Genomic DNA, 25,982 nt, shown 5'->3' on the forward strand with positions numbered 1-25,982 from the left:
GGATTCAAAAGAGCGGGAGACATTAATAACGTTCTGAATATCAGACATGGTGAGTCAGTTCCTGAATGATGACGGGGGAATTCACCGGCTCGGGTTCGCCGGATACTGGTGGAAGGTCGCCCTGATGCTGTGCGCAGCCCGTGAGCGCGCACAGCATCAGAAGGAAGATGCTGAATTTCATGGAAGCTCCTTATTGCAGGGATGCAGGAATGCCGCACCGGTGGCGCAGGCCACGGCGTGACGGGGAAAGGAAATTAAGGATCGGGAGGATTAACGGTGACGCTGCCGGCTCAGGCGTTTCATGCTTTCGATGGCGGCGGCGCGTTTCTGCCAGGCGCTCACGCTTTTACCCGTGCCTGCGCCGGTGAGCCTGCCGGTCGCCGCGGTGGCGGCCATGCCGCCTTTCGCAGCCAGGCGGGCACCGCCTCTGACGCCAGGCCCGGCAAGGCTTGCCGATTTGTTCGCCAGTCCGCTCAGGCCACTCATGGCTGCCCCCTGCAGCACCGCCTGTACGGCGGCCCCGCTGAGTGCGCTGGCGAGCTTCGCGGAGAACCAGACCACCACACCCGCCGCAATCCCGGCCAGCAGGCACTGCGCCGCCAGTGTTACCATATTGGTTTCAGCGGATGTTTTTGTTGCAGCATCCAGTATCTTATTTAGGTAATTAATGGCGATACGGATGGATAAGGCAGAAAACATGATCGTTAATATTGCCGCGAAAATTGTTTTCAGCCAGTTATCAAACATCGGCTTAAGAAAACCGTACAGCAGGCAGAAAATAAAGAGCGGCGCGGTGGTCGTCATTAACAGGATGGTGATTTCGGCGAGCAGATTGACAAAGGTGGCTGCCATCAGCAGGACAATAGAGCCGCCCCATACCAGGACTTCGGCAAGGCCACCATTCAGTTTGACGTAAGTTGAGGTGTCCATATTAAATAACTTTTGCCCCAGCGCCTGTGCCTTTTCCCAGACGGTATCGAGCAGCGCCCAGACGTTATCATCGCCGCTGATACCGTCTTTGAGTCCCTGGATAGCCGCTACCGCCATATCCAGCCAGCCATCAAGGTTTAACGCAAAGGTGGTGATCAGCAACATGCGGCCCACATCCCAGGCGACATCTTCAACCGGGGTCCGGAGTTTGCCAGCCAGCGTCTGATAACCGCGAAACAGTATAAACAGGGTAAAAGAGCTGACGATGATGACGCTGATCATCGTGCCGTAAGTGGAAGACTGACCTTCCAGTACGGCATTCAGTCCATCCATGATGTTTTTGTCCATACCAACAAAAATACCACCGGACATGGTGCCTCACCTGATATATAAAGAAAGGAAATAGAAAACAGGGAGGATTCCCTGTTTTGCTGGAGGAGAAATTACTGTGTCACTGCATTTCGTTTTTCAGCTTCCTGCTGAAATATCGCCTCGAATTTCTCCTTAACCCCGGGCTGGCCTTCCTGTGCAAACATAAGTGCTGCCCGGTGGGCAAATTCGCAGTTATCGCTTGCCTCACCATCCTTCAGGCATTGCGTATAAACCGCATAAGTTTCGTCAGGATGCTGCTTATACCAGGCTTCGGATTTGGTTTCCTTGCAGCCGGACAGTAATATCACGCCTGAGAGTGTGCATAAGGTGAATAAGGATCTGAGCATGGATAACCTCCTTATAAATTATTAAGGTCAGCAACAGGTGCCGTTAGCTGCTGCTGTTCAAAGGCTTTCTGTCTTTGCTGTTCCAGCAATGTCGTTCGCTGTTCAGCCTGTCTGACAGACATCTCCCACTGATTCGTCAGCGCATTTAACTGTACGCTTTTCGCCGCGATGGCGTTAGCCAGATCCTGAGACTCTTTCGAGTCCTGCGCATTCGATATACGGTCAGATAAGTCTGATATGTCGCTGAGTGTGCTGTTAATCCTGTTTTCAACGTCAGTGGTATTCTCAATCGCCATTGCCTGATTGAGGATCATCTGTTTACAACTGTCGGCCAGGGCCTGAGATTTTATTCCTTCCTGTTCCTCGCTGCATACGCTGAACGATTTGTATTTATTGTAAAGGTTTTGCAGTTCAGAAGAATATGAACTGTTCTGCGTGGTCAGCAGATCATCCAGTGAAATACCGTTCTTACGGAGATTATCAATATCGGTTTTCAGGCTTCTGGCATCACTGAGAAAACCCTGAATATCCCGCACGCCGGTTGCGGTAGCCAGTTGCTTCTTATATGCATCAAGTTCACTTTTATAATGGGTAACTGTATTCTCCCATTGCTGTAGTTTCTGCATCCACTGGTTAATGGATTCGGTATTCTGCACGGCGTCGAAAACCGGTATTCCGGCGCTGCACGCCTGCGTCAAGAAAAATAACGATAATGCCAGAAGATGATCCCGGGTACGCATTGATATTACCTCCGGTTGGCTTTCAGATTGCCCGCTCAAGGAAAGCGTCTTTCCATTTATCAGGCCGCATACCGTCCTGATAAATGGCATCGAATATTTTCAGGTTGTCCTCACTGCCGCTGAGAAGCCGGGTGAGTTTACCCAGTCCGGACAGATCCATTTTCGCCATTGCCACAAACGGGCGGGTTTCTCCGGCCCGCAGCGGTGTTTTCAGGATGACCATATAATGCTCGCCCGGATCCAGGTTTCTGACCGTCTCATAAACGCTGTCCGGCACTTTCATTTTCTCCACGTAATCTGCATAGCTGGCTTTCGGATTGGCGAGGAAAATCTGGGTACCGCACTGCTCAATAATCGCCGGGGCGATGGGGTGTTTGACGATTTCATCCGGTGACTGTGTTGCCGGGATGAAGATACCGTTCAGCTTGCGGATGACTTTCAGCATATTGAGCGAGAATCGGGAAAATTCGACATCGGCCAGCCAGCGCCAGAACTCATCCATAAACATCACCAGGCGGCGACCGTCCAGCAGGCTGGTCACACGGTACAGCAGGTAAAAGGTCACGGGGCCGCGAATATCGTCATCATCCAGAAATTCGGTGCCGTCGATACCAAAGTTATCGACATCGCTGATGGTGAAAGTATCAGCCTCGTTATCAAACACCCAGCCGAACTCGCCCCCCTGCGCCCACTGTTTCAGGCGAATACGCAGCCCGTTGGTGCGGGCGTCTGTGGTCGGCGGCTCCGGCAGCACTTCCAGCAGCCGGGTGATCCCAAACCGGCGGTACTCCGGCGGATAGTCCAGCATGATGGTGTCCACGGCGGCACTGATCCGCTCCTCATCGCGCGGATCGAGCGGCTTACCGTTGCGGCGGCACAGCATGCGCACCAGCCGTTTGATGAAACTGATGTTCCGGCGGGTTGGCTCCAGCGCAAACGGGTTGAAGCCGGTGGGCTCGCCGGTACGGATGCGGAAGTATCGTCCATCCACCTGGCGGATCGCCATCTCCGCCGCCCGGTCCTTATCGAAATACACCGTGGTCAGCCGTTTGATGGTGGCAGAAGGCGCAAACGACGCCGGGTTACGGTACTTCTGCATCAGTTGCTGCATGATGGTCATCAGCAGAGTTTTGCCGGAGCCGGTTTTCCCGATAATCGCCGTATTCCCCGGCGTTTTCTCACCAGTGTCATCCCGCCCGGCCTGGCTGTCATGCAGGTTCAGGTAATACCCGCCACCGCCGGGAGATGTGAGAATGGCGATGGCTTCCCCCCACGGATTGCCGCTGCGTTTGTGGGGATGGAAGTTATGCAGGCAGGCCATATCGGCAAAATTCTGGCTGCTGACGGTCACCAGTCGGGGCCGCATCGTATAGACGCCCGGTAGTTGCGCCAGATACGCAGCGGGCAGTGACAAAGTGGAAAGCGTCGTCATAATGCCGAGATCGGCGAAAGGCTGTGCCAGCATGTTGGTATCTTTCACCACCTGGGTGGCGTTGTCTGACGACACAAGCAGGGAAAAGTGGAATTTCCCGCAGGACACATGCCCGGACTGGAGCAGGTCGCGCAGCACTGTCAGCTCTTCACGTTGCGACAGCGCGTCATCGTCTGCCGAATTCAGTCGTTTTTCCGCCAGCCGGATATGATTCTGCGCTTCATCCCGCGCCATGCAGGTAAAGGACTGCGTCAGGACGTACTCGCTTTCGGCGTACAGCAGCGCGTCCAGCATACCGGTATGGGTTTCCGGGGAATAATCCTTAATCTCCAGACTGCGAAAGAAGCGGGAACCGCTCACCGTCTGGCATTCACCGGTGTCGGTGGTGAAAAAGACGTCTGGCGTGCTGAGCGTTTCATAAAATGGTGAGCGCGTTACGGCCACCTTCTGCCACTGACCGGTGAGCAGACGATGGAAGAACGCCAGTTGTGAGGAATACACTCGACCGTTTTCTTCATATATCCCCAGCGGCGTTGCCATATAGCGGGATAATGAAGATCCCAGTGCTTCACGGTATTCCAGCATGATTTTGAGCGCGTCATCCAGTGCTACCTGCCGTTTACCGTGCGGTTGCGCTTTCATGGTTTTCTTCTCAATCTGAGAGAACGGCGCGTAGCAGACGGTGAAAAACAGCCGGTGCCGCCAGAACGGTTTTTCTTTTACCGGCTGGTAATACCGCCGGGTCACGTCATCGGAAAAGGGAATACCCGAACAGGCATCAAAAGCATCATGGTATTTTTCACGGAGCCGGTGAATATAGAATGTTACCGGCAGACCCTCATACGAACGAATAACGTTATTCAGGTGCGTGGCCATCAGGGTCAGGTGATGTTCGTCTTCACATTCAAAGACTGTGCCGCCCAGTTCCCAGGTGGCAACAAAATCACGGTGACGGTTTCTGATGACGTAAGGGTGAATATGGGAGGAATACGGAATATATTTATCCAGCGTAATACGTTCGTTTAATTTCATTTTCTGAATAAACTCCGAGACATCAACGTTATCGTACTGGTTTGCCAGAAGGGCATTCGCGCCAAAATGGGTATTGGTGAAAAGTCGTCCACGGGTTTTAAACGCCAGCCAGAGCAGACTGAAATAATGAATGTCCTTTCGGGCTTTATTTTTCATTTCCGCCCAGGCCGGGATCAGCAACAGTGCCAGGTAATAGCTGACATAGACCGCCAGCAGGACGATGGCCCCGCTGACGAGAACGAACGGCACCAGAGGAATACCCATAATGGCGGCAGGCCGCGTAAGTGCTTTATTCAGCGTAGCCATCGTTGCCTCCCTTATGACGCCCAGTAGGCACCGAAGCCGGATGCACCGACAATCAGGATCGCGCCGATGATGACGTTACGCATGTCGTGCAGGCTCTTACCATCGAACAGTACCTTGTAGCCCACCCACATGGTCGCCAGTGTGATAGTGACAGCGGCCAGTCCCAGCAGGCCGGTCGAGGTATTGCTCAGTGTCTCATTGGCCTTGTTAAAACCACTGTCCGCCGCCAGCACCGGGGCGGACAGCAGGACGGGAGCGACACCAGAGTAGCGGCGTTTACGCATGATCATTACTCCTCATCAGGGATAACAGGGATAGCGCCGCGAATGACGGCATCGGGATAATGCAGGGAAGTCAGGACCGGCGCAGTGGCACCAGCAGGCTCGCCGCGCAGCACAACGGCGGGATAACGGACAGACGGTTGCGCGTTCCGGTCAGGGTCACGCTGTCGGTCTTCCCGCATGGACGGGACGACATAGCCAATGCGCTGCGCGTAGCTGGTCTGGTTAAAGGCGGATTCCGGTCGCTGGCCGGTTTCAAAGTTGCCGGAGTAGTAACAACTGAGTGCTCGTTTCAGGGTGCCACCGCGCCGGTAACAGTCGGCGAGAATGCGCTCAAATACCGACAGATTGATGCAAGGGTTAAGCAGGTCGCTGGCAGTCACGCCGTAATGGCGGAAATTGGTGCTGGTGATTTGCATCAGGCCGACCGAATAGCGTCTGCCCTGTGCAGCCAGCCGTCCGGTGAGGCGGATCGCCTCCGGCAGGCTCATGGGGAAATGTGAAATCACGCCCCGGCTGTCTGGCAGAATTTCAGCAATGGCGTAAGGGTGGAAACCGGATTCGACCCGTGCGACATCAAGCGACGTGGACGGGTGAATACTGGCGGCGCACTGCACCGCCAGTGCCAGAAAGGCAGTGGTGGAAAGCATGCTGGCCTCGTAACAGAGAGACCGGCGGCTTATAGAAAAATACGCCGCCGGAGGAGAGGAAGAGAAAATGGATTAAGCGGCAGAGACAGCCTGTGAAATGTCACTTTCTTCTCTCGGTTCAAGTAGCACCAGTCTGCCGGAGACGGCAATACCGGGTATCAAAACGATATTCAGGCCGGGCTTGCCGTTATGCGCGAAGGCCACACCAACTTTTGTCCAGTACGTGTTTTTTTCGCCCTGTGTATCGGGCTGGCTTTCCTGGGTAACAAATACGTGATAAACGGGTTTTCTCATGGAATTTCCTTTAATAAAACAGCAATGGATGAAATAAACGAATCACATTCCGGTTCTGCATTCCGGTTTTAACGGGTCAGCGAGAACATTCAGCGGCACCCTGAATTGTGGTTACGTGACAGCCCGATCCATGTTGTTAAAGAGCAATACCCGACCCGGACGAATTAACGTCCATCAGGGCAACCATGTTGTAATGGCATTTTCATAATCGAATATCTGGCGAGGGATATAAATGAGAAACTCAAAACAAAAAGAAGAGAGAAAAATAGCGGAGTATTTAAGATGCAGTGAGAGTAATGAGGATTTAAAAAACACGAGAGAGTGGTATTAACATTCACCGTGAATAAAAAGGACGTGCAGAGATATAACATCTCTACACGTCCTTTTTATTCTGTCAGCGGCTACTACGTTCAAGTTTTTCCTGACATTCCGTACAGGTGGTTACACCCGGCAGTGCTTGCCGTCGCTTTTCTGGAATGGGTTTACCACATAAACGACAGTGGAATAATGATGGCGCAGGCCCTGGTTTAAATCGATTCTGCTCAATCATCTCATCCAGTCGCTGTTCATTAAATTCCTGATCGCGGTCAATCTCATCCGGCATGTGGCGTCCTCCTGTCAGTGGCAGCGTCCTGTTCGAACAGTGCGATACGTTTCCAGACCATGGTGAGTGATAGCCCTTCGACCTTAGGCTTCAGGGCTTCCGTTACCTGCATCATGGCAATCAGTGCGTCAGGCGATTCGAGGTTGCCCACCCGGCATTGCTGCCATTGCCGCCAGATCCTGGCATCCGTCTCTTCATCCGGCTCAGGTGTACGTCCATATGGCACGCTGACACCCAGCAACCGTCGGCGAAGGCAGACGTCATTAGACGTCAGGCCAAAGTAGTGGTTGAGCAACGCAATAGAACCGCCCAGCCGGATAGCCCGGTTAATCTGTTGCTGTTGTCGGTATTCCTGTCTGGCCTGCGCCAGTAAATGATGCAGAACATCATGGCGGACACTGACCGAAACAAAGGGAGCCGCCGCCCGACTGACAGCAAACAGTTCATCGAGTGATAACTGATTAAGAGCGTTCATTTCGTCGAAAGTGAATCCGAGGGATTCACAGTAACGAATATTGCCTTCTTTCAGAGCATGAAGGACGTCGGTTAATACGTCATAATTCAATGACGGGATCATAGTTCTGTACCTCCCTTAAATATTTTCAGCGGTTGGTTAATTTAAGGTTGATCCATTCATCAATTTCAGATTCCAGCCACGCCACGCTGGCAGGACCAATTTTAATGGAGCGAGGAAAATCGCCATTTTTCATATACAGGTAAATCTGAGAACGTTTAAGACCCGTTTTTTCTTCAACCTGTTTCAGACGCAATAACTGATGTGCTTTCATCGTTTCCTCCTGTAATGGAAATAAACGGGGTATGCCCGTAGATAACAAAAAAACACGGCGGAAGGTGGAGGAAAAGCTAATGAACCCGTATTAAGGGAGGGTAACCCCTTAATACGGGTTATATATTGGGACGGATAAATACTCAGTTAGTGAGGCAAGGATGCAGAAGGAGGAGAACCCCTCTCCAGTGCATTTTTCAACGTATCGCCACTTAGACGATCAGTGATACCGTCATCCGAGGCCCATTGTTCAAAAATGGACAGAAGTTTGTAGGGTTGCCGGATTAGTGGGCTGATCGCCTGATTATGTTTGCAGGCCAGCCAGAAAAGACGAGATAATGGTGTCGAAATTCGGGGGGACGTTAAAGATTTTTCCTTATTTCCGCAATATATCTCGATGAGTTTTTCCAGTTCAGAATGCCGGATAACAAAGCAAGCATCTGCAGGTAAACTATGTAAAGGGAAATACCCAGTGCGATTATTGATCTGTATTTTACTATTTTTTATTTTTCCAGTAATATCAATAGCATTTGCTTGAGGTAATCGTTTAAGTTGATGTTGTATCCTTGATGCCCAATTTGTCTTTTCAAAGAGTTGAAATGTTTCTCCTCCGAAGATAAGAGTTATCCCATAGTTATCATCATTCGCACCTTTAACAGGCAATGGAATACCCAATGATAAAGCGAGTAATCGTTGCACTAAAACATACTCATAACTGGATAAATCAGTGTCAATAACCCTTTGAGATGGATAGAAATATTTTCCTTTAGTGCTTAAAATTAAATTTCTTCCGTTTGTAAAACTATTGCTTTCAAGCATGCAAAGTTGTTTTATGAGTGAATTTTCAATTGGCCTTAATCTTAATTTCCGATCATTTTTTTTGCGCAACGTAATACTATTAACGACTGAAAATAAATGGAGAGATAAATTCTGCTGTTTAATGCATATCGATAAATATCACTCTCTGTTATATGAACGTTTGCTTTCCGCTTGGCTACCAATACAGCCTCCCTTACAGTAAACCATTCCTGTGAGCTTTCTCGAATAGTAACGATTTTTTCGTTTTTTGACATGATACATCTCCTTTCACGAAGCACCATATTTTGATGGTGTTGTCAGATATAATGTCTGGTGCAATGTCAGCGTTAATATGTATTTTTTTCGTTGCGATATTTATTGTTAATGTGAGTGTGTGGTTTATTTATATATTTTTATGTAGATAACGAAATTTTAAAAACGATAATGCGACAAATCTTTCTGTTTAGAACCGAAGATCGATACTTGAATAAAATTTCAATAGTTAACAGTTTCTCCACTCGCTGCCTTAGCCTGACATCACTATAAAATGAGAATGGTTCTTTACTCTGTATAACAAAACACCTGAAAGCGCGCTGGGATGTCAGTTTATGATTTAATTTGTTGAAATTTATAGTGAAAATAAATTGTCACCTTCCTGCAGAGCGTTATGTCTACCCTGAAAGCCCTATCTTGAATATGTAAGTTATGTAAGAAATTTTGTGTTTACATTAGCAAATGTTATGTTATAACATATCATTTATAGCAGCTGTTTGGGGGATTTCAAGTGCTTGTCTGGCGTATGCGGTTCATCAAGAAAGATTGGTTTGATCTGAGAAGGGATTACATATGTCCGTGTGCTTGTTTACTGTGTATCACCTTGTTATCACTTTGTTGTGCCTGCACAAAGTCATTGAAACTGATTTTTAGCAATGAGCCAGAAATTTTAACACTGGATGACATTGTGTTGGATACAAGCAAAACCCCAAGCTAGTTACTGATTTTTCTTTTTACTATTACTGGATTTTTCCAATACTGAAAACTGGGGTTTGTTATGGATATAAAAGTAGTTGCCTTTACAATCGCATCGTTATTAAGTGCCAATGCTTTAGCAGTCAGTATAGATTATAGACATGAAGTCAAGGATACAGCTGAAAATTCGCAAAAGGATCGTTTGCTTATTTCGCACAGATTCAGTAATGGTTTCGGATTGTCTTCGGAAGTAAAATGGAAAACGGGAGATTCTGACGCTGAGAGCAATAAAGTTTACCATGAAAATGTCAGTGATGGCTATGAAGTGGTCCCCAGTTATTTATATCGCCTGAACAAATTATTTGCTCTAGAGGGCGGTATCAATCTGGCGGTTGACAGCAGTTATACAAATTACAGACCGTACGTAAAAAGCTACGTATATTTTACCGATGATCTTAACTGGTCGTTACGCTTGCGTCCGTTCTACAAGCGTTATAGTGGCAATATCAATACAGAGAAGGATACACAGGAAAAGGGGGTTACAGTAACCTCCGTTGTCGGTTATCGTCTGCCGGGGAACTGGGGAATGGAATATGAACTGGAATACCATAAAACCAACTCTGAATATTATTCGCCGGTTGCAGACAATAAAGATTATCAGTGGACCCACGATATTAAAGTTTCTTACGCGATAGATAAAAACTGGAAACCCTATGTGGCCGTTGCTAACGTCCCGGGCAGTAAATATACGGACGAGCGTCAGACGCGTTATCGCGTCGGGGTAACCTACAGTTTCTGATAATGACTTCCAGTCCTTCAAAAACTGCAATAGCGAAAAATTTTAGCAGGGAAATATTAATGAAAGTATCTGATTACTTTGCACCGCTGTACTCATCCAGTGTGATTGCCAGTACACTGATTTTTACTCCTTTCGTATTTTCAGCTGAGACTTCTGCTCAGGCTGGCACTGATACGGTTGTCATCCTGGAGAGCTACGAGCTTGGCCGCTACAATCCGGTGCTGGGCCACGGACGAAGTGGCGAGTCGCATATCTATCAGGGACTCTACCGGGTAGAAACGGGGGTTTTTGACCGCCAGCCTCAGTTGAATCCAAAACTGGCATCCGGTCCGGCAGTTGCCAGTGAAAATAATAAGGTTTGGACAGTTCCCTTACGCACAAATGTGAAATTTTCTGACGGAACGGCTTTTGGTCCGGAAGATGTTGTCGCAACCTACAAGGCACTGATTGATCCCCGTTCAGCTTCCACTGAAATTTCCACCTGGGATAATATCGAAAACGTTGAATCAGAAAAGGATGCTGTTAAATTTACTCTTAAAGAGCCGTTGGCTAATTTCGACCGTCGGCTGATTAATGGTATTGCGCCATCAGAAGCTTTTGACTTCGCTCATCTGGGCCGCGCAGAAACCTCTCCCCTTAATAATAAACCCGTGGGTACCGGCCCGTATGCGCTCACCGAGTTACGACCGGATCAGGCAATCCTGACAGCACGGCCTGATTACTGGGGACCGAAGCCCAAAGTTAACAAAATTATTTTCCGTTATACCGCCGATGATAATGCACGTGCCCAGCAGCTCAGAGCCGGAGAAGGTGACGGAACCGTTCTGCCCGCAGAGCTGGCTTCTACATTTAAATCCCCTGAATTTAATGTCATTTCGGTTAAATCCGGAGACTGGCGTGCAATCAGCCTTCCGGCCGGAAACCCTGTCACAGGGGATGATGCTATCCGACTGGCTGTAAACTATGCGGTTAATCGTGAAAATATGGTTAAGTATGTACTGAAAGGATACGGTGTCGCTAATTCTACATTCCTGGCCCCCTTTTATGGTGAAGCATACGATCCGGCGCAGGAATTTACCTACAACCCTGAACGGGCTAAAAAAATTCTGGATGAAGCTGGCTGGAAACCCGGACCGGATGGTATTCGGGTTAAAAACGGTCAGCGAGCCGCGTTTGAGGTCATTTATTACCCTAATCGCGATCGCTCCCGTCGGGATCTTACGCTTGCTGCAGTGAACGACTTAAAGAAAATCGGCATTCAGGTGACCCCTTCAGCAAGGGACTCCAAGTCTGTTACGCGTGAAGTTTACGCAAACACCCCTGTCATGTTGGGCGGCGGCGTGGTGCCGTATTCTGTTGACGGACAGATTTACCATATCCTGCACTCAAAATATGCTGAACCCGGTGTTGGCGCAAACTGGGATAATGCCTCTGATTACCGTAGTCCGGTAATAGACCGTTTACTCGATGAAGCCCGTGCCCAGACCGACAGCCATAAACAGGCAGAACTCTACCGGGAAGTTCAGGAGGAATACCACAAAAAACCTGCCGTACTGCAACTGGTTTATCTGAACCATGTTTACGTCCAGCGGGAACAGGGCTTCAAGAATGTTAAAGAAATCCTGGAGCCGCATTCCCACGGTGTAGGTTTTGGCCCCTGGTTCGCGATTGAGGAATGGGGAAAGTAATCAATGAAAGTATCTGCCGGGCGGTGGCATCGCCGCCGCCATGAAATTCTATTGATGGTCAGCAGGCGCGTGGCTTTCCTGGTACCTTTGCTACTGCTGGTGACGCTGGGCATCTTTGCCCTCGCCACGGTCAGCCCTTACGATCCGCTTGATGCGTATCTGGGGGGATTGGCGGGGGGGATGACCCATGCCCAGCAGGCTAGTCTGGCCGCAACGTTGCATCTGGATATGCCCTGGTATGCGGCATGGTGGGAATGGATCAAAGGCATATTTTCTGGCGATCCAGGAACTTCCAGAGCGTATCAGCAACCTGTGATGCAGGTCATGCATCAGCGTCTGCCCTGGACACTTCTGCTGGGACTCACCGGCCTGTTCATCAGCGTATTTCTCGCGTTTGTGCTCGGCGTTCGTGCCGGACTTCATCCGAACGGCTGGGTGGATCGCGCCATTTCAGTCCTGGCGACCATTTTACAGACCATACCGCCTTTCGTGCTGGCACTCGCAGCCTTGAGTATTTTCGCGTTGTACCTCAACTGGCTTCCGACCGGGGGGCTTACCTGGCCTGGTCAGGAAACCACCCTGACATCAACCATCGTGCATCTGATCCTGCCGGGTAGTGTACTGGGAATCACGCAACTTCCTTGGCTGATCCTTAGCCTGCGGGAGTCAATACTGGATGTGCTGGCTTCTGATGCCATACGCGGGGCCCGTGTCCGCGGGATCCCTTATAGCCGGATTATTAGCCATCATGTCATACCGACAGCTCTGCCACCGTTCATCGCTCTAGTGGGGTCAAGGCTACCGGAGTTGGTTGCGGGCTCTGTTCTGGTGGAAGCCATCTTTGCCTGGCCGGGGTTGGGGAGTGCGCTTGTCCGGAGTGCACAGTCTCTGGATTTCCCGTTACTGACATTCCTGACCGTCGCCATAACGGTACTTGTCCTTGCCGGCAATCTTCTATCCGACGTTCTGTTTGTTATTCTTGATCCGCGGGTTGACGCTGATGCTTAAAATCTTATCGCTTTTTCCGCGCTACCTGAACATTCCCCTGTGTGTGACATGGGCAGCATTTTTCTTCATCATTGGTTATGCCGTTCTTGTTCCCTGGGCGAGCGATGTCGATCCAGTGATGACGGATTTCACTATGTCAGGGTTACCTCCTGGCGAGCAGGCTGTGTTTGGAACGGATTCTGACGGGCACGATCTTTTTGTACGTATCGCACAGGGGCTGCGTATCTCGTTGGTTATTTCAACGATAACGGCTGCTTTTTCCTGTGTCTTCGGCATTATTCTCGGCACGCTTGCCGGAATGAGCGGAGGGTGGGTTGACCGCGCCATTATGCGTACAACCGATGGCGTAAATGCGCTTCCTCATCTCCTGATTGGGATACTGATCGTCTCGCTTTTTAAGGGCTCTGTTATCGCCATTATTGCTTCTCTGGTTCTGACCCACTGGACTTATATCGCCCGGGTGGTACGGGCCCAGATCATTGGCATAAGGCATGCGGAATTTATTGAAGCCGCGTGGCTCTCGGGCATGAACCGGTGGCAGATAATATGGCACCACCTGACACCTGCGGCTCTGGGGCAGGCACTGATCGGGTTAGTACTGCTTATTCCTCATACTATCTGGCATGAATCGACACTATCTTTCCTCGGGCTTGGACTTCCTCCCCACATGCCATCGCTGGGAACACTATTATCCGATGCGCAGGGCGCGATGCTTCTGGGGCACTGGTGGATGTTACTTTTTCCCTGCCTGTTTCTGATTGGCGCAACATTATCCGTATCGATCATCGGCAATGATTTGAGAAAGCGGATCACCGGTAAACAGGAGGCATTCAGATGATCCTAATGATTGATAAATTAACTGTACGGATACCGCTAAGGCAGGGGGGAATGGTGCATTCTGCAACGAATATTTCGTTGACCCTTGAACGGGGTAAAATTCATGCCCTTATTGGCGAATCCGGATGCGGAAAGTCCACCATTGCGCAGGCTATCACAGGTCTGTTACCTGCAACCGCACGGGTAACAGGAAAAGTGGTTTATTCTGGACAGAATATCCTTGGAAAACAAAATCATTTCTCTGGAAGACACATTGCGCTTATCCCTCAGTCTGCTGCCACTTTTCTGACACCTGTCCGGACCGTAGGCGCACAACTGGCGGAAACCATCGCCATACTAAAAGGTTCCTTGTCGCCGGAACAGTTAATGGTTCAGGTTGATCTTGACCCTGATGTACTGGAACTTTATCCACATGAAATTTCGGGAGGGATGGCTCAACGCGCGGCAGTGGCATTTGCCCTGGCGGGTGCACCTGACATTGTCATTGCAGATGAACCCACAGCGTCTCTGGATCCGGAGCGTAAAGCGGGAATGTTTCGTCTGCTACGTCAGATTGCCAATCACGGGACTGCCGTTATGTTGATTACACATGACATCAGCGCGCTTGTTGATACCGGCGTGGCAGACAGGGTGAGCGTCTGTTATGCCTCACGAATTGTTGAAAGTGGCGAGGCAAAAATAGTGTTAAAGGGCGGTGCACAAAGCCGATATACACAAGACTTACTGGCTGCCTTGCCCCGAAATGGGTTACACCGGATGCCTGGAAGACCGCCGGAACTGACAAACCTTGCCGATGATTACACTTATGAAACACGGCTCGCTTTATCGGAGGAGGCGCAATGCAGGGTTTAGTAGCCAGTGATGTTGTTGTTGAGTTCAGACGCCCTGGCGGGCAACAAATGCGTATCCTTGATCGGGTTGACCTTATTATACCTCCTGGGAAAATAGTGGGATTAACTGGACCGTCAGGACGGGGAAAAACAACGCTCGGGCGGGTCATGGCTGGCCTTGTTATCCCCACGGCCGGCCGTGTTATCTGTAATGGTATTGAGGTCAAAAATGTCCGGACCCGTTCCGGTGCAGCGACCCGTGGCAAAATCGGTATGGTATTCCAGTCTCCCCGGCGTTCATGCGATCCCCGGCTGACGTTAAAGAAAACGATCATGCAGACAGCCAGGCCTGATGCTGATATTGAAGCCATTCTGGCAAGAGTGGTCCTGACGCCAGACCTGCTTAACCGATATCCTGGTCAGGTGTCTGACGGACAGCTCCAGAGAGCAGCAATGGCAAGGGCACTGGCAACGAAGCCTGACTTTATGATTCTGGATGAAATGTCGTCCATGCTGGATCCTGCGACAACGGCAACACTGATGGATGCGGTAACACAATTTGTTAATCAAGGCGGTGGCGTGCTGATGATAAGTCACGATCATGAACTTGTTGATGCGGTTTCCGATGAGCTCAGACAGCTTTGACATGCACACTTATTGTCTACCCAGTAGTCCGATAGTTAACCTGTTTACAAAAACTGTTGCTGGTCATGCTGATGGTTTATTCCCGGTTAAGCGGGCTAATTAACCCAAAGTGATGAACCATCCGGGACTGGCAGATAAAGCTGAAAGAATAGATTTGTTGCCATGATTTTCCCCGAATCAAAATACAGATTAGCTTAACCACTTATTGTTATGTTATAACATACTGACCATGAGCGGAATGAAAAGAAGGCTTAGCATGAATACAGATAATCGTATTCCCGTTACCGTTCTGACCGGGTTTCTGGGATCAGGCAAAACCACACTACTGAACAATATTCTCAGCCAGCAGCACGGCCTGCGGGTGGCGGTTATTGAGAACGAATTCGGTGAAATCGGTATAGATGATGCATTGGTCATCAATGCAGATGAAGAAGTCTTTGAGATGAATAATGGCTGCATCTGCTGCACGGTGCGGGGCGATTTGATTCGTATCCTGAGTCGTCTGATGCGCCGCCGCGATAAGTTTGACCGTATCCTGATCGAAACCACCGGGATGGCCAATCCCGGGCCGGTTTCACAGACTTTCTTCGTTGATGATGAAGTTAGTTCTGCACTTCGTCTTGACGGTATCATCACAGTGGTGGATGCCAAACATGCCGGTTTGCATCTGGACGACAGCAGTGAACTTTGCGAACAAATCGCATTTGCCGATGTTCTCCTGGTGAATAAGGCCGATCTTGTCTCGCCCGCTGAACTGGACGAACTGGAGGTTCGCCTGCGCAGCATGAACGCCCTGGCGCGGATCCAACGCACCGTGAATGCAGAAGTTGATATCCCTACGGTGCTGGATGTCGGTGGGTTTGATTTACAGCGCGTCTTACAGGAACGTCCACAGTTTCTGGAACCTGAATATCCGTTTGAGTGGGCAGGCATTTGGCATTTACCGGCGGGCGTAACCGAACTGCATTACACCACCGGGCCTGATCCGTCCATCGATGTTTTGTTTACTGCCATACCTGAAAGCAACGAACACGCCTTTATGCAGCTTATCGCGCAGGCTGATAACGCATTTTCCCGTGACAGTTTGCGGGGGGAAGTGGATGTTGAACTGGTTCCTTCACCTCGGGTTGTATCGCTCCTGGTCCCTGAAACCGGAGCACAGACGCTCAGAATGGCGATCCCCGAAGAGGGAAACTATGCACTGGTAACCGAGCATCTGCCCGAAGAGTTTGAGCTGGCGCTGTACTGCAATAATGTGGCGCAAAAGCCTGTCATATCCCGCGCCTTCAGCGCAGCACACAGCCATGACGAGGAAGTGACGTCCGTAGGTATTACCGTGGAAGGTGCGTTATCGGAATATAAATTGAACAACTGGTTACGATTGCTATTGTCATCGCGGGGACAGGATATCTTCCGCTCCAAGGGCATCCTGAACCTGGCAGGAAAAGACCAGCGGGTGGTTTTTCAGGGGGTTCATATGCTGATGGATGTCAATGTTGATCGTGAATGGAAAGTCGGAGAGCCAAGACGCAGTGAGATCGTCTTTATTGGTCGCAATCTGGATCGTCAGATGTTGATCCGGGGAGTACAGGCATGTCTGGCGTGACAGATAGTACTGAATTTCAACAGCAGCTGGTTCCATTGTGGGCGACGAATGCTAATGACTATATCAACCTGTTAGCCTGGTCGCCGTCTGGGGGATTACTGGCTTGCGCTAGCGCAGATGGCGAGGTTGCGCTTTACTCGGGGGATGACGGTCGTCTGCTATGGCGGCATTCAGCACATGAATTAGGTACGACGGCGCTGGCCTGGTCGCCGGACGGGCAGAAACTCGCCAGCGGGGGCCAGGATGATTCTATTGTGATATGGGAGCCGGTAACCGGCGAACCCTCCGCATGCTGGAAAGCGGGGCGGGGCTGGGTGGAAAAACTGGCCTGGTCATCTGGTGGTATGCTTGCCAGCATTGCCGGTAAGCAACTCAAACTGTGGGATGACCGGGGGTTACTTAAGCAGGCTTTTGAGCCTGTGGACAGCACGCTGACAGGGCTGGAATGGATGGCTGACGGCAGTATTGTGACGTCGTGTTACGGTCAGGTCAGCCACTGGCAACCCGGCAAAGCAGAGCCAATACGAAATTATTCCTGGAAAGGATCATTACTCAGTCTGGCCGCCAGTCCGGATGGTGCGTGGATAACAGCAGGCAGCCAGGAAGGTATCGTGCTGCTTTGGGCGAAATCTGTAGAAAAATCGTGCCAGATGAGTGGTTATAACTCAAAGGTTCGTCATCTCTGTTGGAGCCATGATGGGCAGTTGTTTGCTACTGGTGCTGGGGAGGAAATCCTGATCTGGGATTGCAGTGGCGAGGGCCCGGAAGGCACTGAGCCTGATTACCTGCCGGTACATCTGGGAACAATTACGGCGCTGTCGTTCAGTCCCGTTAGTCAATGGCTTGCCAGCGGTGCGGAGGACGGCATCCTGTTCCTTTATGATGCTGGAACACGGCAGGAACTGGCGATTCTGGCTGATGACGAAGCAGTTAGCGCGCTGTGCTGGCATCCGGAGGGGGAATATCTGACCTCAGGTTATGCGGATGGAACAGTCAAATTGCTGCGGCTGACCGGTCACGACTGAGAGAAGCAAATGAAGAGAGAACCGCTAACGATTCTGAACGGTTTTCTTAGTCCAGGTAAAACCACGCGGTTAAAAATTTGTTAATGCAGACACCCCAGCCGCAGCTTCGATGTGCGTCATCGTGAACGATTTGAGCGAACAGGATGTCGGCGGCGTCCTGATTGCCCGTACAGAAATCAAGAAGGAACACCGTGAAGCGCAATACCGTAAGTAATCTGATAGAAAAAGATGATTGTGATACGCTGGAAAGTATTCTCAGCGTTAATATCCATTCTCTGTCGCGGCCGGGCGGCGGGACGTTGCTTTCAGACGTCCATTTTGCGGTCAAAGCCGGAGAATGTCTGGCCGTTATCGGGCCTAACGGCAGCGGTAAAACTTCCCTCGTGAGAGCAATTAGTCAGGAACTGACCCATCTAAACGGTGACATTCTTCTGCGGGGCCGCTCTATGTCTGCTTTATCCCGTCAACAGCGGGCCAGGCTGGTTGCTGTTCTGGCCCAGAATGATACACCTGATACGAGATTATCCCTTGAGGATTATGTAGCGCTGGGGCGTATCCCTCATGCCGGGGATGTACCGCGTAATGTACATGATGCGATTGTAGCAAATGCCATTAAAGAAACCGGATTACAACGGCTACGCAGGCGGTCACTTTTATCGCTTTCCGGCGGCGAAAGACAACGGGCAGCGCTGGCACGGGTACTGGCACAGACGCCCGACCTGGTATTGCTTGATGAACCCACCAATCATCTCGATCCTCCCGGGCGCGAGGAACTACTTTCCCTTGTAAAAACTAAGGGAATTACCGTCGTGGCGGTATTGCACGATCTGACACTGACAGAATCATTTGCTGACCGTGTTCTCCTCTTGTCGCAGGGGCAATCAGTGATCTGTGACACACCGGAGAGGGTATTGGTATCAGAATACCTTTATCCCGTCTTTGGCTTGACCAGTTTTACCGTACCGCATCCCCATACAGGAAAGGCGTTGCGTATTTTTGAAGTTCCGCATTGTGCATAAATTACTTTCTGAGAGTCAGTGATGAAAAAATTGTTTATATTCCTGCTGGCGGTACTGTCTGCCTCAGTAGCCAGTGCTGCTGATTTTCCTGTTACTATTGAAAGTTGTGGGACTCCTGTCACATTCGCCGGTCCGCCGAAAAGGGCTGTTATCAACGACCTTAATATGTCAGAAATGGCGTTTGCACTGCATTTGCAGGATCGTATTGTTGGGCTGACCGGTATTAGTGGCTGGTACAAAATGACGCCGGAATTTAAAAAGGCGATGGGCTCGCTCCCTGAACTGGCACCCAAATATCCCACCCTGGAAACATTGCTGGCAGCCGAACCTGATTTCTTTTTCGCTGGCTGGAACTATGGGATGAAGGTGGGTGGCGAAGTGACGCCGGATACGCTAAGCAAATATGGCATCAAGACTTTTGTTCTGAGTGAAAGCTGTGTGTTCACCACTGCGCACAAAAATAAAGCCACCATGGATCTGCTGTATAACGATGTCCTTACGCTGGGTAAGATTTTTGGCAAACGCAATGAAGCACAGACCCTGGTCAGCGGCTGGAAAAAGAGGTTGAACGAACTGCCGAAGCCAGCGGCAGGCACCCGTCCTTTAAAGGTGTTCGTCTACGACTCAGGCGAGGATAAACCATTTACCAGTGGTAAGTATGCGATGCCTACGGCAATCATTGAGGCGGCTGGCGGTAAAAATGTAATGGAGACGCTGGATACCAGTTGGGGAACGACTTCCTGGGAAAGCGTGGCCGCTACTGAGCCGGACTTCATTATTTTGTTGGATTACCAGACGGGCAGCGGTGCGGATGCACTGCGTCATTTTCTTGAGAATCATCCGCTAATGAAACTGACTCCGGCTGTTCAGCATCATCGATACCTGAAATTACAATATGCTGAACTGACACCGGGGCCAGCCAATGTTCATGCAGTGGAAAAACTCGCGCGGGCAATGTACCCGACAGTGGCGAAGTGATGCTCATGTCGTACCGTTATCACTGGGCGATGTGGGGAGCGATGGTAGTGCTGATTGGGTTGATGTTATTCAGTATTACCAGAGGGACAGTCTCACTGTCGCTGATGCAGGTGCTGGGAGCACTGAAGCTGGTGGATGAGCCGGTATCTGCCATGGTCAGCAGAATTGTGACGGATTTACGCGTACCAAGGATGTTGCTCTCTGTGCTGACAGGAGCGGGACTGGCAATGGTGGGGGCGTTGTTACAAACTACCACCCGTAACGATCTGGCCGATCCTTTTTTGTTCGGGCTATCCTCCGGCGCGTCAGCGGGAGCGGTGCTGGTGATCACCCGTTTTGGTGATCGACTCGGTGTATTAACGCTCCCCGTATCGGCGTTTGTTGGTGGTGTGTGTTCCGCCATAGCAGTAATGCTGTTGTTTCATTTTAAAAAGCAACGCGGAGCTGAGCATCTAATTCTCTGCGGTCTTGCCATCTCTTTTTTGTTCGGGGCGCTGACCAGTTATTTCATTTTTTCGGGCGATCAGCGAGCCGCCAGTTCTGTGCTTTTCTGGTCACTGGGTGGTCTGGGATTAGCCACCTGGAATAATTTGCCTTTCGCAGTGTTCAGCCTGGTGTTGCTGTTTGCCTTTGTCCTGTTGCGGTGGCGCTCTCTGGATGGTGTGCTGGCAGGAGAACAGACAGCGTTGTCTCTGGGGATAAACGTGAGTCGTCTGCGCATCGAGATTTTTCTTTGTTGCGCGTTGGCAACATCGTTGTTGGTGGCATTGACTGGCGTGATTGGATTTGTTGGCTTAATGGTGCCTCATTTGTGTCGGCATTTTGCAGGAGTTAAGCATCTGTTGTTGTTACCTTTGTGTGGCGTCTGGGGTGCAATATTACTGTGTGGCGGCGATATAGTCAGCCGGACGATACTGGCACCGCAGGAACTACCAATTGGCATTATTACGGCGGACATTGGAGGGTTGTTTATTATCATGTTACTCGCACGAAATTCGTCCAGAAATACGGCCTGTTAAGCACATATAAGACAGAAAAATAAGGCTCTGATGTCTTTTATTCATTCTGAAGGTTGAGGTTGTTGACGCCAATTATGAAAGCAACCGACAATCCTTGTTGACGGTTATATTTATTATAGACTCAGGTAATAGTGTGATGGCTTTTAAATATTTTAAAATTTATTTATCGCCTGGCTCGATTTCAATGATTATTCGTATTGGTGATTTAACCCTTTCCTCGACAATCAGGGCAAATTACTTTAACTTCAATATCTTTTTTTTGTACAGCACAACCATAATCTATTGCTTTTTTCTCAATGTAAGTATGAATGAGGTGGTCAGTATGTTGGATTATTGTTCCGCAGTTTGAGCAAATCAAAAAAATAGTCACAACATCAGAGGATAAATTATTTTTTTTGATAAATTTGCTACAGCATTCTATTTTTACGATAATCCCTGCCTGTTGCAAATAATCCAGAGAACGATAAACCGTAGCCGGTTTTGCATTCGGATTATATTTCTTCATTAATTCCAGTATCTGGTATGCGCTAATGCCTTTTTCTTTAGCATGACTGACGAAATTATAAACTCTCTCCCGGAGCGGTGTGATTCGTATTTTCTTACTCTCAATCAGCTCTCTCAGCCCGGAACAATCCGTAGACGATAATGCAGTGTCCCTTGTACTTAGAGAATATGGGCTATTACTCACCGGGCCTCCTGTAATTTTCAAGCGATGTTATCTTTTCTTGTCCTGAAACGATGGAAATCTACTGATGTTTTGATCGTGCCATGTAAGTAAAGAAGAACTGGCAAATTTTATTGTTACGTTATAACATAACACATGATAAGTGAGGTGCCAATGTTTCTCTTACTGGAAAAAGCCCATGCAGGTGCAGTTTTTAAACTTGAAGATATCCTGGCATCAATACCCTGGGATTCTCATGGATTGATCGCTGCGATTGCACAGCAATATGACACTGGTGAGGTGTTGATGCTTGCCTGGATGAATCAACAGGCTCTTGATGAAACCTTATTGACTGGCAGAGCCTGTTACTGGTCGCGATCCCGATCATGCCTTTGGCGAAAAGGTGAGACCTCCGGCTGCGTTCAGCAAGTACATGATATCCGTCTGGATTGTGACGGAGATGCGGTACTACTGCTTGTGGATCAAATAGGTGGAGCCTGCCACACAGGTCGGCGGAGTTGTTTTTACAACGCCATTAAAGGCGATGAGCTAACCGTGCTCAACGATCCTGGTTAATCCGAACACAACGAATATCTGAGGAGATGTAAGGTAATGTCCGAAGTCAGTGCAAATTTTCATGGCGATAAACGCCTGCCGGTTACCGTACTTTCGGGATTTTTGGGAGCAGGGAAAACGACACTGCTTAACCATATTCTGAACAACCGGGAAGGCCGTCGTGTTGCTGTCATTGTTAATGATATGTCTGAGGTGAATATTGATGCTGCCCTTGTGAGGGAAGGTGGTGCAGAACTCTCCCGGACTGATGAAAAACTGGTAGAAATGAGCAACGGTTGCATTTGCTGCACATTGCGCGAAGATCTTCTTCTCGAAGTTAATCGTCTGGCAAAAGAAGGGCGTTTTGATCAGCTTGTCATTGAGTCCACCGGTATATCTGAGCCTCTGCCTGTTGCTGAAACATTTACCTTTGCGGGCGATGACGGTGAAAGCCTTTCGACGGTGGCCCGCCTTGACACCATGGTCACTGTGGTGGATGCGTACAATTTTCTGAAAGACTACGGTTCGGAAGACAGCATTCAGTCACGCGGAGAATCGTTAGGTGAAGGTGATGAAAGGAGCGTTGTTGACTTGCTGATCGATCAGATTGAATTCTGTGATGTGCTGGTCCTTAATAAAGTTGACCTTATCAGTGAAGCGCAAAAAGAAAACTAATGGCGATTTTACGTTCGCTTAATCCACGGGCCAGAATCGTTGTTTCACAGTTTGGACAGGTTCCGCTGGGCAACATACTTAATACCGGGCTGTTTGATTTCGAGCAGGCCGCTCAGGCACCCGGCTGGCTTAAAGAACTCCGGGGCGAACATACGCCGGAGACAGAAGAATATGGGATCACCAGCTTTGTCTTTCGCGCCCGCCGGCCTTTTCATCCGACCCGTTTCTGGCAGGTGATGGAAAATGAGCTGGATGGAGTCGTCAGATCAAAAGGTTACTTCTGGCTGGCCAGCCGTCCGGAATTCGCAGGTTCATGGTCGCAGGCAGGTGGCATTGCGCGCCAGGGGCTGGGGGGCATGTGGTGGGCTAGTGTGCCGAAAGAACGTTGGCCAGAGGATGCTGAGTCACTGAAGTTCATCATGTCTAACTGGATAGATGGCATTGGTGATGCCCGTCAGGAACTCGTTTTTATTGGAATGGATATGAATGAATCAGAACTGCGCAACAGACTGGATTCCGCCCTGTTAACGGATGCAGAAATGGCAGAAGGGCCTCAAAAGTGGCGGCATTATTCCGATCCTGTTGAGCCCTGGTTCGAAGAATGAATCGAAGGCACCCGCATTTGTCGGGTGCCTTCGTATGAAAGCGAAAAGGGGGCAGATTTACAACAATTCTTCCCCAGCTTTTTTGAACCACTGTACAACACTATTCAGATGTTGTTGCCCATATAGCGAGACAAAACGTCTGGTTTCCTGATGGTCTTGGGACTCAAGGACTGCCAGACGGGATGCAATAAATGCCTGCGTCAAGGGAATTCCACATTCTTCTGTGATGCACCGGTACCATTGCTGGTAAGTCTTGGGGATCATACTTATGCCTCATGAATAAATAACTGGGATATCACCAGAGCCACCACCAGAGAACTTAATACCTGTTTTCCCGCCACTGCTGCTGCAAACCGCCAGTTTATTTCCCGGGCGATGGTAAATACCGTGACAAGGCAGGCCATCAACGTAGAGGCGAGCCAGACAAGTAGCAGTAACTGAGATGTGCTGAGAGACTGTATTAAGCTGCCGCCATCCTGATTGAGCACCATCAAACCATCTTTCCTTAGCAGTGAAAAAATGATCCCGGGCATCAGTTCTGCTGGCAGTTTAAAAAGATGAAGTAAAGGTGCCGTCGTTTCACTCAGCCAGCGAGTGATCCCTGCGTAATCAAGCATCCCCGCAACAATGCAGATAATCAGGAATAACGGCATGGCTTGCGTAATGAACTGACGGAGGATATTTTTCAGCATCCATGTCACATTTCGCCAGCGTGGCCATTGTAGCCAGGTGAGCTCTGTCAGACGCTGGTTTTGGCCAGGCTTCAACGACCCGTTCCAGAGTCGCGTATGTATTGCGCCTGTGAAAAACAGCAGACTGAGATAGGGGATAAAGAGCCATGGTTGATGGGCGGCATTAAAAAGAGAAAGCGTCGCCCCCGTCTGATAGCTGCAAGCGGACCCAAAGCTAATCATACTTATACAAGCATGCCGGGTGCATCGCGAACACGAACGGCTCTGAAAAACCGCCACGACATTACAGCCGAAACCGCTTAATACAGGAATAAGGTCCTGACCGCTGAGGCCGAGTTTTCTCAACCAGGGATCCAGCGTCGCTGTAATTCTTTCCTTAAGTCCACTGTCGTCAGTCAGCGAAAGAGACAACCCTATCAGTACCACCACAGGAAATGCCCATACAAACGAATAAAGTCCCAGACTAAAAAGACCGTAATTGCCGACAAATAGTGTCTTCAGAACGTCGGGCCAGCTCGTCGTTATATTCTTAAGCGGCTGAATAACCGCACTGTCAATGACAGGCTGAATAAAATCTGACAGCAGCCATGCCCCCCATACCGGAACGGCAAACAGCAGGAAAAGGCATACTATTGCAGCAACTTTTCCACACCAACGATGTTCAAATATCGTTTGTTGAGGAGATTCAGCCAGCAGATTAATTACCGGTATCTTTTGACGAGGTAAAGAGACAGCGGAGGGTGCAGGTTTATCCTGCAACAGCAACTGCACTATTCCCTGGCGAACATTGCTGCCAGCTTCCCGGGCATTGACTGCCAGTACCGGCGCACCTGATGTTTCACTCAGGTACCGGGAATATGCTGGTGGACGATGAACAGGTGCTGGAAAGTATTTTCGCTAATGCCCCTTGTCTTGTGGCAACACATTGCGAGCATACCCCGACAATAAAGCAAAATGAGGCGATATGGCGGGCTCGTTTTGGGGGCGATATTCCTCCTGGCGAACATGCCGCTATTCGTTCTGTGGACGCCTGCCTGACATCCTCCCGCCAGGCCGTCTCTTTGGCGAAAAAACATCGTACCCGATTACATGTTCTGCACATTACCACCGCAGACGAACTTGTTCTTTTTGATGCAGCCCCCACGCTGGAGGCGCTGCGCCAGAAAACCATCACGGCTGAAGCCTGCGTTCATCACCTGTTTTTTAATCATGACGATTATGAAACGCTGGGGCATAAGCTCAAATGTAATCCATCTGTAAAGTCCTCGTTTCATCAGGAAGCTCTTTGGAAAGGCGTTAATGAAGGCATTATCGACGTTATCGCAACTGACCATGCGCCGCATTTACTGGAGGAAAAGCAGAATGACTATTTTGCTGCGCCTTCCGGCTTACCGCTGGTGCAGCATGCTCTTCCTGCACTGCTGGATATGAGTAGCAGGGGGATTTTTACCCCGGAAATGGTGGTAAGAAAGACCAGCCATGCTGTAGCCGAGCGCTTCCAGCTTAAAGATCGTGGCAATATCAGAGAAGGCTATTGGGCGGACCTGGTGGTTATCGATCCGTTCAGTCATCAACAGATAATCCGGGAAGATGTGGCATACAAATGCGGGTGGTCCCCCTTTGAAGGCCGGATTTTGTCAGGCGGTGGTGCGGTTGATATGACGCTGGTAAATGGCCACGTTATCTGGAATGGGCACACCATACAGCAGAAGTACGGCCTGCCACTGGAATTCTCTCGCTAGTCACGTATTTATTTTGCTCAGGCTTAACTTCTCCCTGAGAAGCAGAAAAGGTA

At 49.8% G+C, this 25,982-nt stretch carries 26 protein-coding genes and 2 pseudogenes; 14 read left to right on the forward strand and 14 right to left on the reverse strand.

Annotation, left to right across the window (positions count from 1 at the left end; all coding sequences use genetic code 11):
• Nucleotides 1–40: 40 nt before the first annotated feature.
• The 12 genes and pseudogenes from ENTHG_RS25755 to ENTHG_RS03240 all read right to left on the reverse strand — a co-directional run bounded on the left by ENTHG_RS25755 (nucleotide 41) and on the right by ENTHG_RS03240 (nucleotide 8,848).
• Nucleotides 41–181 carry a hypothetical protein gene (locus tag ENTHG_RS25755; protein WP_044173371.1) on the reverse strand — a complete coding sequence of 47 codons (141 nt, stop codon included), beginning with the start codon at nucleotides 179–181 and terminating at the stop codon, nucleotides 41–43.
• Nucleotides 182–270: 89 nt separating this feature from the next.
• Nucleotides 271–1,302, reverse strand: coding sequence for a TrbL/VirB6 family protein (locus ENTHG_RS03190; RefSeq protein WP_044173373.1), 1,032 nt, complete (start codon nucleotides 1,300–1,302; stop codon nucleotides 271–273).
• Between the two features lie 71 nt (nucleotides 1,303–1,373).
• Nucleotides 1,374–1,649, reverse strand: coding sequence for an EexN family lipoprotein (locus ENTHG_RS03195; protein WP_044173375.1), 276 nt, complete (start codon nucleotides 1,647–1,649; stop codon nucleotides 1,374–1,376).
• An 11-nt stretch (nucleotides 1,650–1,660) separates the two neighbouring features.
• Complete coding sequence (locus ENTHG_RS03200) at nucleotides 1,661–2,389, reverse strand: TrbJ/VirB5 family protein (RefSeq protein ID WP_044173377.1); 729 nt, start codon at nucleotides 2,387–2,389, stop codon at nucleotides 1,661–1,663.
• A gap of 22 nt (nucleotides 2,390–2,411) precedes the next feature.
• On the reverse strand, nucleotides 2,412–5,159 hold the full coding sequence (locus ENTHG_RS03205; protein WP_044173378.1) for a VirB4 family type IV secretion/conjugal transfer ATPase: 2,748 nt from the start codon (nucleotides 5,157–5,159) through the stop codon (nucleotides 2,412–2,414).
• 11 nt (nucleotides 5,160–5,170) lie between these two features.
• Nucleotides 5,171–5,449 (reverse strand): TrbC/VirB2 family protein, encoded by a 279-nt coding sequence (locus ENTHG_RS03210; RefSeq protein ID WP_044173380.1) that lies wholly within the window; start codon nucleotides 5,447–5,449, stop codon nucleotides 5,171–5,173.
• The gene (locus ENTHG_RS03215; RefSeq protein ID WP_044173382.1) at nucleotides 5,449–6,090 is read right to left on the reverse strand and encodes a lytic transglycosylase domain-containing protein; all 642 of its coding nucleotides are present in this window, start codon (nucleotides 6,088–6,090) and stop codon (nucleotides 5,449–5,451) included. The genes ENTHG_RS03210 and ENTHG_RS03215 overlap by 1 nt, the downstream gene beginning before the upstream one ends.
• Nucleotides 6,091–6,162: 72 nt before the next feature.
• Nucleotides 6,163–6,384 (reverse strand): hypothetical protein, encoded by a 222-nt coding sequence (locus tag ENTHG_RS03220; RefSeq protein ID WP_044173385.1) that lies wholly within the window; start codon nucleotides 6,382–6,384, stop codon nucleotides 6,163–6,165.
• 394 nt (nucleotides 6,385–6,778) lie between these two features.
• Nucleotides 6,779–6,988: a TraR/DksA family transcriptional regulator gene (locus ENTHG_RS23960; protein ID WP_044173386.1), complete on the reverse strand. Its 210-nt coding sequence runs from the start codon at nucleotides 6,986–6,988 to the stop codon at nucleotides 6,779–6,781.
• Nucleotides 6,978–7,565, reverse strand: a complete 588-nt coding sequence (locus ENTHG_RS03230) for a DUF2857 domain-containing protein (RefSeq protein ID WP_044173388.1) — start codon at nucleotides 7,563–7,565, stop codon at nucleotides 6,978–6,980. The genes ENTHG_RS23960 and ENTHG_RS03230 overlap by 11 nt, the downstream gene beginning before the upstream one ends.
• 25 nt (nucleotides 7,566–7,590) lie before the next feature.
• Nucleotides 7,591–7,776 (reverse strand): AlpA family transcriptional regulator, encoded by a 186-nt coding sequence (locus tag ENTHG_RS03235; RefSeq protein WP_044173390.1) that lies wholly within the window; start codon nucleotides 7,774–7,776, stop codon nucleotides 7,591–7,593.
• A gap of 146 nt (nucleotides 7,777–7,922) precedes the next feature.
• Nucleotides 7,923–8,848, reverse strand: a pseudogene (locus ENTHG_RS03240) (hypothetical protein).
• Nucleotides 8,849–9,624: 776 nt separating this feature from the next.
• Between ENTHG_RS03240 and ENTHG_RS03245 the strand changes: the two are divergent.
• From ENTHG_RS03245 to ENTHG_RS03295, 11 genes are all read left to right on the forward strand, one after another.
• The gene (locus ENTHG_RS03245; protein ID WP_044173392.1) at nucleotides 9,625–10,341 is read left to right on the forward strand and encodes an oligogalacturonate-specific porin KdgM family protein; all 717 of its coding nucleotides are present in this window, start codon (nucleotides 9,625–9,627) and stop codon (nucleotides 10,339–10,341) included.
• A gap of 59 nt (nucleotides 10,342–10,400) precedes the next feature.
• Nucleotides 10,401–12,029, forward strand: a complete 1,629-nt coding sequence (locus ENTHG_RS03250) for an ABC transporter substrate-binding protein (protein ID WP_202595292.1) — start codon at nucleotides 10,401–10,403, stop codon at nucleotides 12,027–12,029.
• Between the two features lie 3 nt (nucleotides 12,030–12,032).
• On the forward strand, nucleotides 12,033–13,037 hold the full coding sequence (locus tag ENTHG_RS03255; RefSeq protein ID WP_044173394.1) for an ABC transporter permease: 1,005 nt from the start codon (nucleotides 12,033–12,035) through the stop codon (nucleotides 13,035–13,037).
• Nucleotides 13,030–13,875 (forward strand): ABC transporter permease, encoded by an 846-nt coding sequence (locus ENTHG_RS03260; protein WP_081653579.1) that lies wholly within the window; start codon nucleotides 13,030–13,032, stop codon nucleotides 13,873–13,875. The genes ENTHG_RS03255 and ENTHG_RS03260 overlap by 8 nt, the downstream gene beginning before the upstream one ends.
• 5 nt (nucleotides 13,876–13,880) lie before the next feature.
• Nucleotides 13,881–14,726 carry an ATP-binding cassette domain-containing protein gene (locus ENTHG_RS03265; protein ID WP_202595293.1) on the forward strand — a complete coding sequence of 282 codons (846 nt, stop codon included), beginning with the start codon at nucleotides 13,881–13,883 and terminating at the stop codon, nucleotides 14,724–14,726.
• Nucleotides 14,714–15,349, forward strand: coding sequence for an ABC transporter ATP-binding protein (locus ENTHG_RS03270; RefSeq protein WP_081653580.1), 636 nt, complete (start codon nucleotides 14,714–14,716; stop codon nucleotides 15,347–15,349). Before ENTHG_RS03265 ends, ENTHG_RS03270 begins: the two co-directional genes overlap by 13 nt.
• Nucleotides 15,350–15,605: 256 nt before the next feature.
• A complete protein-coding gene (locus tag ENTHG_RS03275; RefSeq protein ID WP_044173398.1) occupies nucleotides 15,606–16,955 on the forward strand; it encodes a CobW family GTP-binding protein in 1,350 nt (449 codons plus the stop codon).
• Nucleotides 16,943–17,980 carry a WD40 repeat domain-containing protein gene (locus tag ENTHG_RS03280; protein WP_044173400.1) on the forward strand — a complete coding sequence of 346 codons (1,038 nt, stop codon included), beginning with the start codon at nucleotides 16,943–16,945 and terminating at the stop codon, nucleotides 17,978–17,980. The genes ENTHG_RS03275 and ENTHG_RS03280 overlap by 13 nt, the downstream gene beginning before the upstream one ends.
• Before the next feature lie 191 nt (nucleotides 17,981–18,171).
• Nucleotides 18,172–18,999 carry an ABC transporter ATP-binding protein gene (locus tag ENTHG_RS03285; RefSeq protein WP_081653581.1) on the forward strand — a complete coding sequence of 276 codons (828 nt, stop codon included), beginning with the start codon at nucleotides 18,172–18,174 and terminating at the stop codon, nucleotides 18,997–18,999.
• Nucleotides 19,000–19,020: 21 nt separating this feature from the next.
• The gene (locus ENTHG_RS03290) at nucleotides 19,021–19,977 is read left to right on the forward strand and encodes an ABC transporter substrate-binding protein (RefSeq protein WP_044173402.1); all 957 of its coding nucleotides are present in this window, start codon (nucleotides 19,021–19,023) and stop codon (nucleotides 19,975–19,977) included.
• Nucleotides 19,977–20,996, forward strand: a complete 1,020-nt coding sequence (locus ENTHG_RS03295; protein ID WP_187371629.1) for a FecCD family ABC transporter permease — start codon at nucleotides 19,977–19,979, stop codon at nucleotides 20,994–20,996. The genes ENTHG_RS03290 and ENTHG_RS03295 overlap by 1 nt, the downstream gene beginning before the upstream one ends.
• Before the next feature lie 205 nt (nucleotides 20,997–21,201).
• Here the strand turns inward: ENTHG_RS03295 and ENTHG_RS23970 are convergent, their stop codons facing one another.
• Complete coding sequence (locus tag ENTHG_RS23970; protein WP_071825796.1) at nucleotides 21,202–21,684, reverse strand: Fur family transcriptional regulator; 483 nt, start codon at nucleotides 21,682–21,684, stop codon at nucleotides 21,202–21,204.
• A 150-nt stretch (nucleotides 21,685–21,834) separates the two neighbouring features.
• Here ENTHG_RS23970 and hisI point away from each other — a divergent pair, with 150 nt between their 5' ends.
• A complete protein-coding gene (gene hisI, locus ENTHG_RS03300; protein ID WP_044178946.1) occupies nucleotides 21,835–22,236 on the forward strand; it encodes a phosphoribosyl-AMP cyclohydrolase in 402 nt (133 codons plus the stop codon).
• Between the two features lie 36 nt (nucleotides 22,237–22,272).
• Nucleotides 22,273–23,495: pseudogene (gene zigA, locus ENTHG_RS03305) on the forward strand (zinc metallochaperone GTPase ZigA).
• A 266-nt stretch (nucleotides 23,496–23,761) separates the two neighbouring features.
• On the opposite strand, the gene ENTHG_RS03315 reads toward zigA, so the two are convergent.
• Entirely contained in the window at nucleotides 23,762–24,958 is a 1,197-nt protein-coding gene (locus ENTHG_RS03315; RefSeq protein ID WP_237567444.1) for a nucleoside recognition domain-containing protein, read from the reverse strand.
• Between the two features lie 86 nt (nucleotides 24,959–25,044).
• Here ENTHG_RS03315 and ENTHG_RS03320 point away from each other — a divergent pair, with 86 nt between their 5' ends.
• Nucleotides 25,045–25,929, forward strand: coding sequence for an amidohydrolase family protein (locus ENTHG_RS03320; protein ID WP_237567445.1), 885 nt, complete (start codon nucleotides 25,045–25,047; stop codon nucleotides 25,927–25,929).
• Nucleotides 25,930–25,982: the final 53 nt, after the last annotated feature.

Origin of the sequence: Phytobacter massiliensis JC163, from assembly GCF_000321045.1 — a bacterium.
Taxonomy (GTDB): domain Bacteria; phylum Pseudomonadota; class Gammaproteobacteria; order Enterobacterales; family Enterobacteriaceae; genus Phytobacter_A; species Phytobacter_A massiliensis.

What these genes read in the sequence shown, in the direction of transcription:
- hisI (WP_044178946.1), top strand. Translation starts at nt 21,835, where the DNA reads ATGTTTCTCTTACTGGAAAAAGCCCATGCAGGTGCAGTTTTTAAACTT.
- ENTHG_RS03280 (WP_044173400.1), top strand. Translation starts at nt 16,943, where the DNA reads ATGTCTGGCGTGACAGATAGTACTGAATTTCAACAGCAGCTGGTTCCA.
- ENTHG_RS03245 (WP_044173392.1), top strand. Translation starts at nt 9,625, where the DNA reads ATGGATATAAAAGTAGTTGCCTTTACAATCGCATCGTTATTAAGTGCC.
- ENTHG_RS03290 (WP_044173402.1), top strand. Translation starts at nt 19,021, where the DNA reads ATGAAAAAATTGTTTATATTCCTGCTGGCGGTACTGTCTGCCTCAGTA.
- ENTHG_RS03190 (WP_044173373.1), bottom strand. Translation starts at nt 1,302, where the DNA reads ATGTCCGGTGGTATTTTTGTTGGTATGGACAAAAACATCATGGATGGA.
- ENTHG_RS03205 (WP_044173378.1), bottom strand. Translation starts at nt 5,159, where the DNA reads ATGGCTACGCTGAATAAAGCACTTACGCGGCCTGCCGCCATTATGGGT.
- ENTHG_RS03230 (WP_044173388.1), bottom strand. Translation starts at nt 7,565, where the DNA reads ATGATCCCGTCATTGAATTATGACGTATTAACCGACGTCCTTCATGCT.
- ENTHG_RS23960 (WP_044173386.1), bottom strand. Translation starts at nt 6,988, where the DNA reads ATGCCGGATGAGATTGACCGCGATCAGGAATTTAATGAACAGCGACTG.
- ENTHG_RS03210 (WP_044173380.1), bottom strand. Translation starts at nt 5,449, where the DNA reads ATGATCATGCGTAAACGCCGCTACTCTGGTGTCGCTCCCGTCCTGCTG.
- ENTHG_RS03235 (WP_044173390.1), bottom strand. Translation starts at nt 7,776, where the DNA reads ATGAAAGCACATCAGTTATTGCGTCTGAAACAGGTTGAAGAAAAAACG.
- ENTHG_RS03295 (WP_187371629.1), top strand. Translation starts at nt 19,977, where the DNA reads ATGCTCATGTCGTACCGTTATCACTGGGCGATGTGGGGAGCGATGGTA.
- ENTHG_RS03320 (WP_237567445.1), top strand. Translation starts at nt 25,045, where the DNA reads ATGCTGGTGGACGATGAACAGGTGCTGGAAAGTATTTTCGCTAATGCC.
- ENTHG_RS25755 (WP_044173371.1), bottom strand. Translation starts at nt 181, where the DNA reads ATGAAATTCAGCATCTTCCTTCTGATGCTGTGCGCGCTCACGGGCTGC.
- ENTHG_RS03255 (WP_044173394.1), top strand. Translation starts at nt 12,033, where the DNA reads ATGAAAGTATCTGCCGGGCGGTGGCATCGCCGCCGCCATGAAATTCTA.
- ENTHG_RS03270 (WP_081653580.1), top strand. Translation starts at nt 14,714, where the DNA reads ATGCAGGGTTTAGTAGCCAGTGATGTTGTTGTTGAGTTCAGACGCCCT.
- ENTHG_RS03265 (WP_202595293.1), top strand. Translation starts at nt 13,881, where the DNA reads ATGATTGATAAATTAACTGTACGGATACCGCTAAGGCAGGGGGGAATG.
- ENTHG_RS03275 (WP_044173398.1), top strand. Translation starts at nt 15,606, where the DNA reads ATGAATACAGATAATCGTATTCCCGTTACCGTTCTGACCGGGTTTCTG.
- ENTHG_RS03195 (WP_044173375.1), bottom strand. Translation starts at nt 1,649, where the DNA reads ATGCTCAGATCCTTATTCACCTTATGCACACTCTCAGGCGTGATATTA.
- ENTHG_RS03250 (WP_202595292.1), top strand. Translation starts at nt 10,401, where the DNA reads ATGAAAGTATCTGATTACTTTGCACCGCTGTACTCATCCAGTGTGATT.
- ENTHG_RS03220 (WP_044173385.1), bottom strand. Translation starts at nt 6,384, where the DNA reads ATGAGAAAACCCGTTTATCACGTATTTGTTACCCAGGAAAGCCAGCCC.
- ENTHG_RS03260 (WP_081653579.1), top strand. Translation starts at nt 13,030, where the DNA reads ATGCTTAAAATCTTATCGCTTTTTCCGCGCTACCTGAACATTCCCCTG.
- ENTHG_RS03200 (WP_044173377.1), bottom strand. Translation starts at nt 2,389, where the DNA reads ATGCGTACCCGGGATCATCTTCTGGCATTATCGTTATTTTTCTTGACG.
- ENTHG_RS03215 (WP_044173382.1), bottom strand. Translation starts at nt 6,090, where the DNA reads ATGCTTTCCACCACTGCCTTTCTGGCACTGGCGGTGCAGTGCGCCGCC.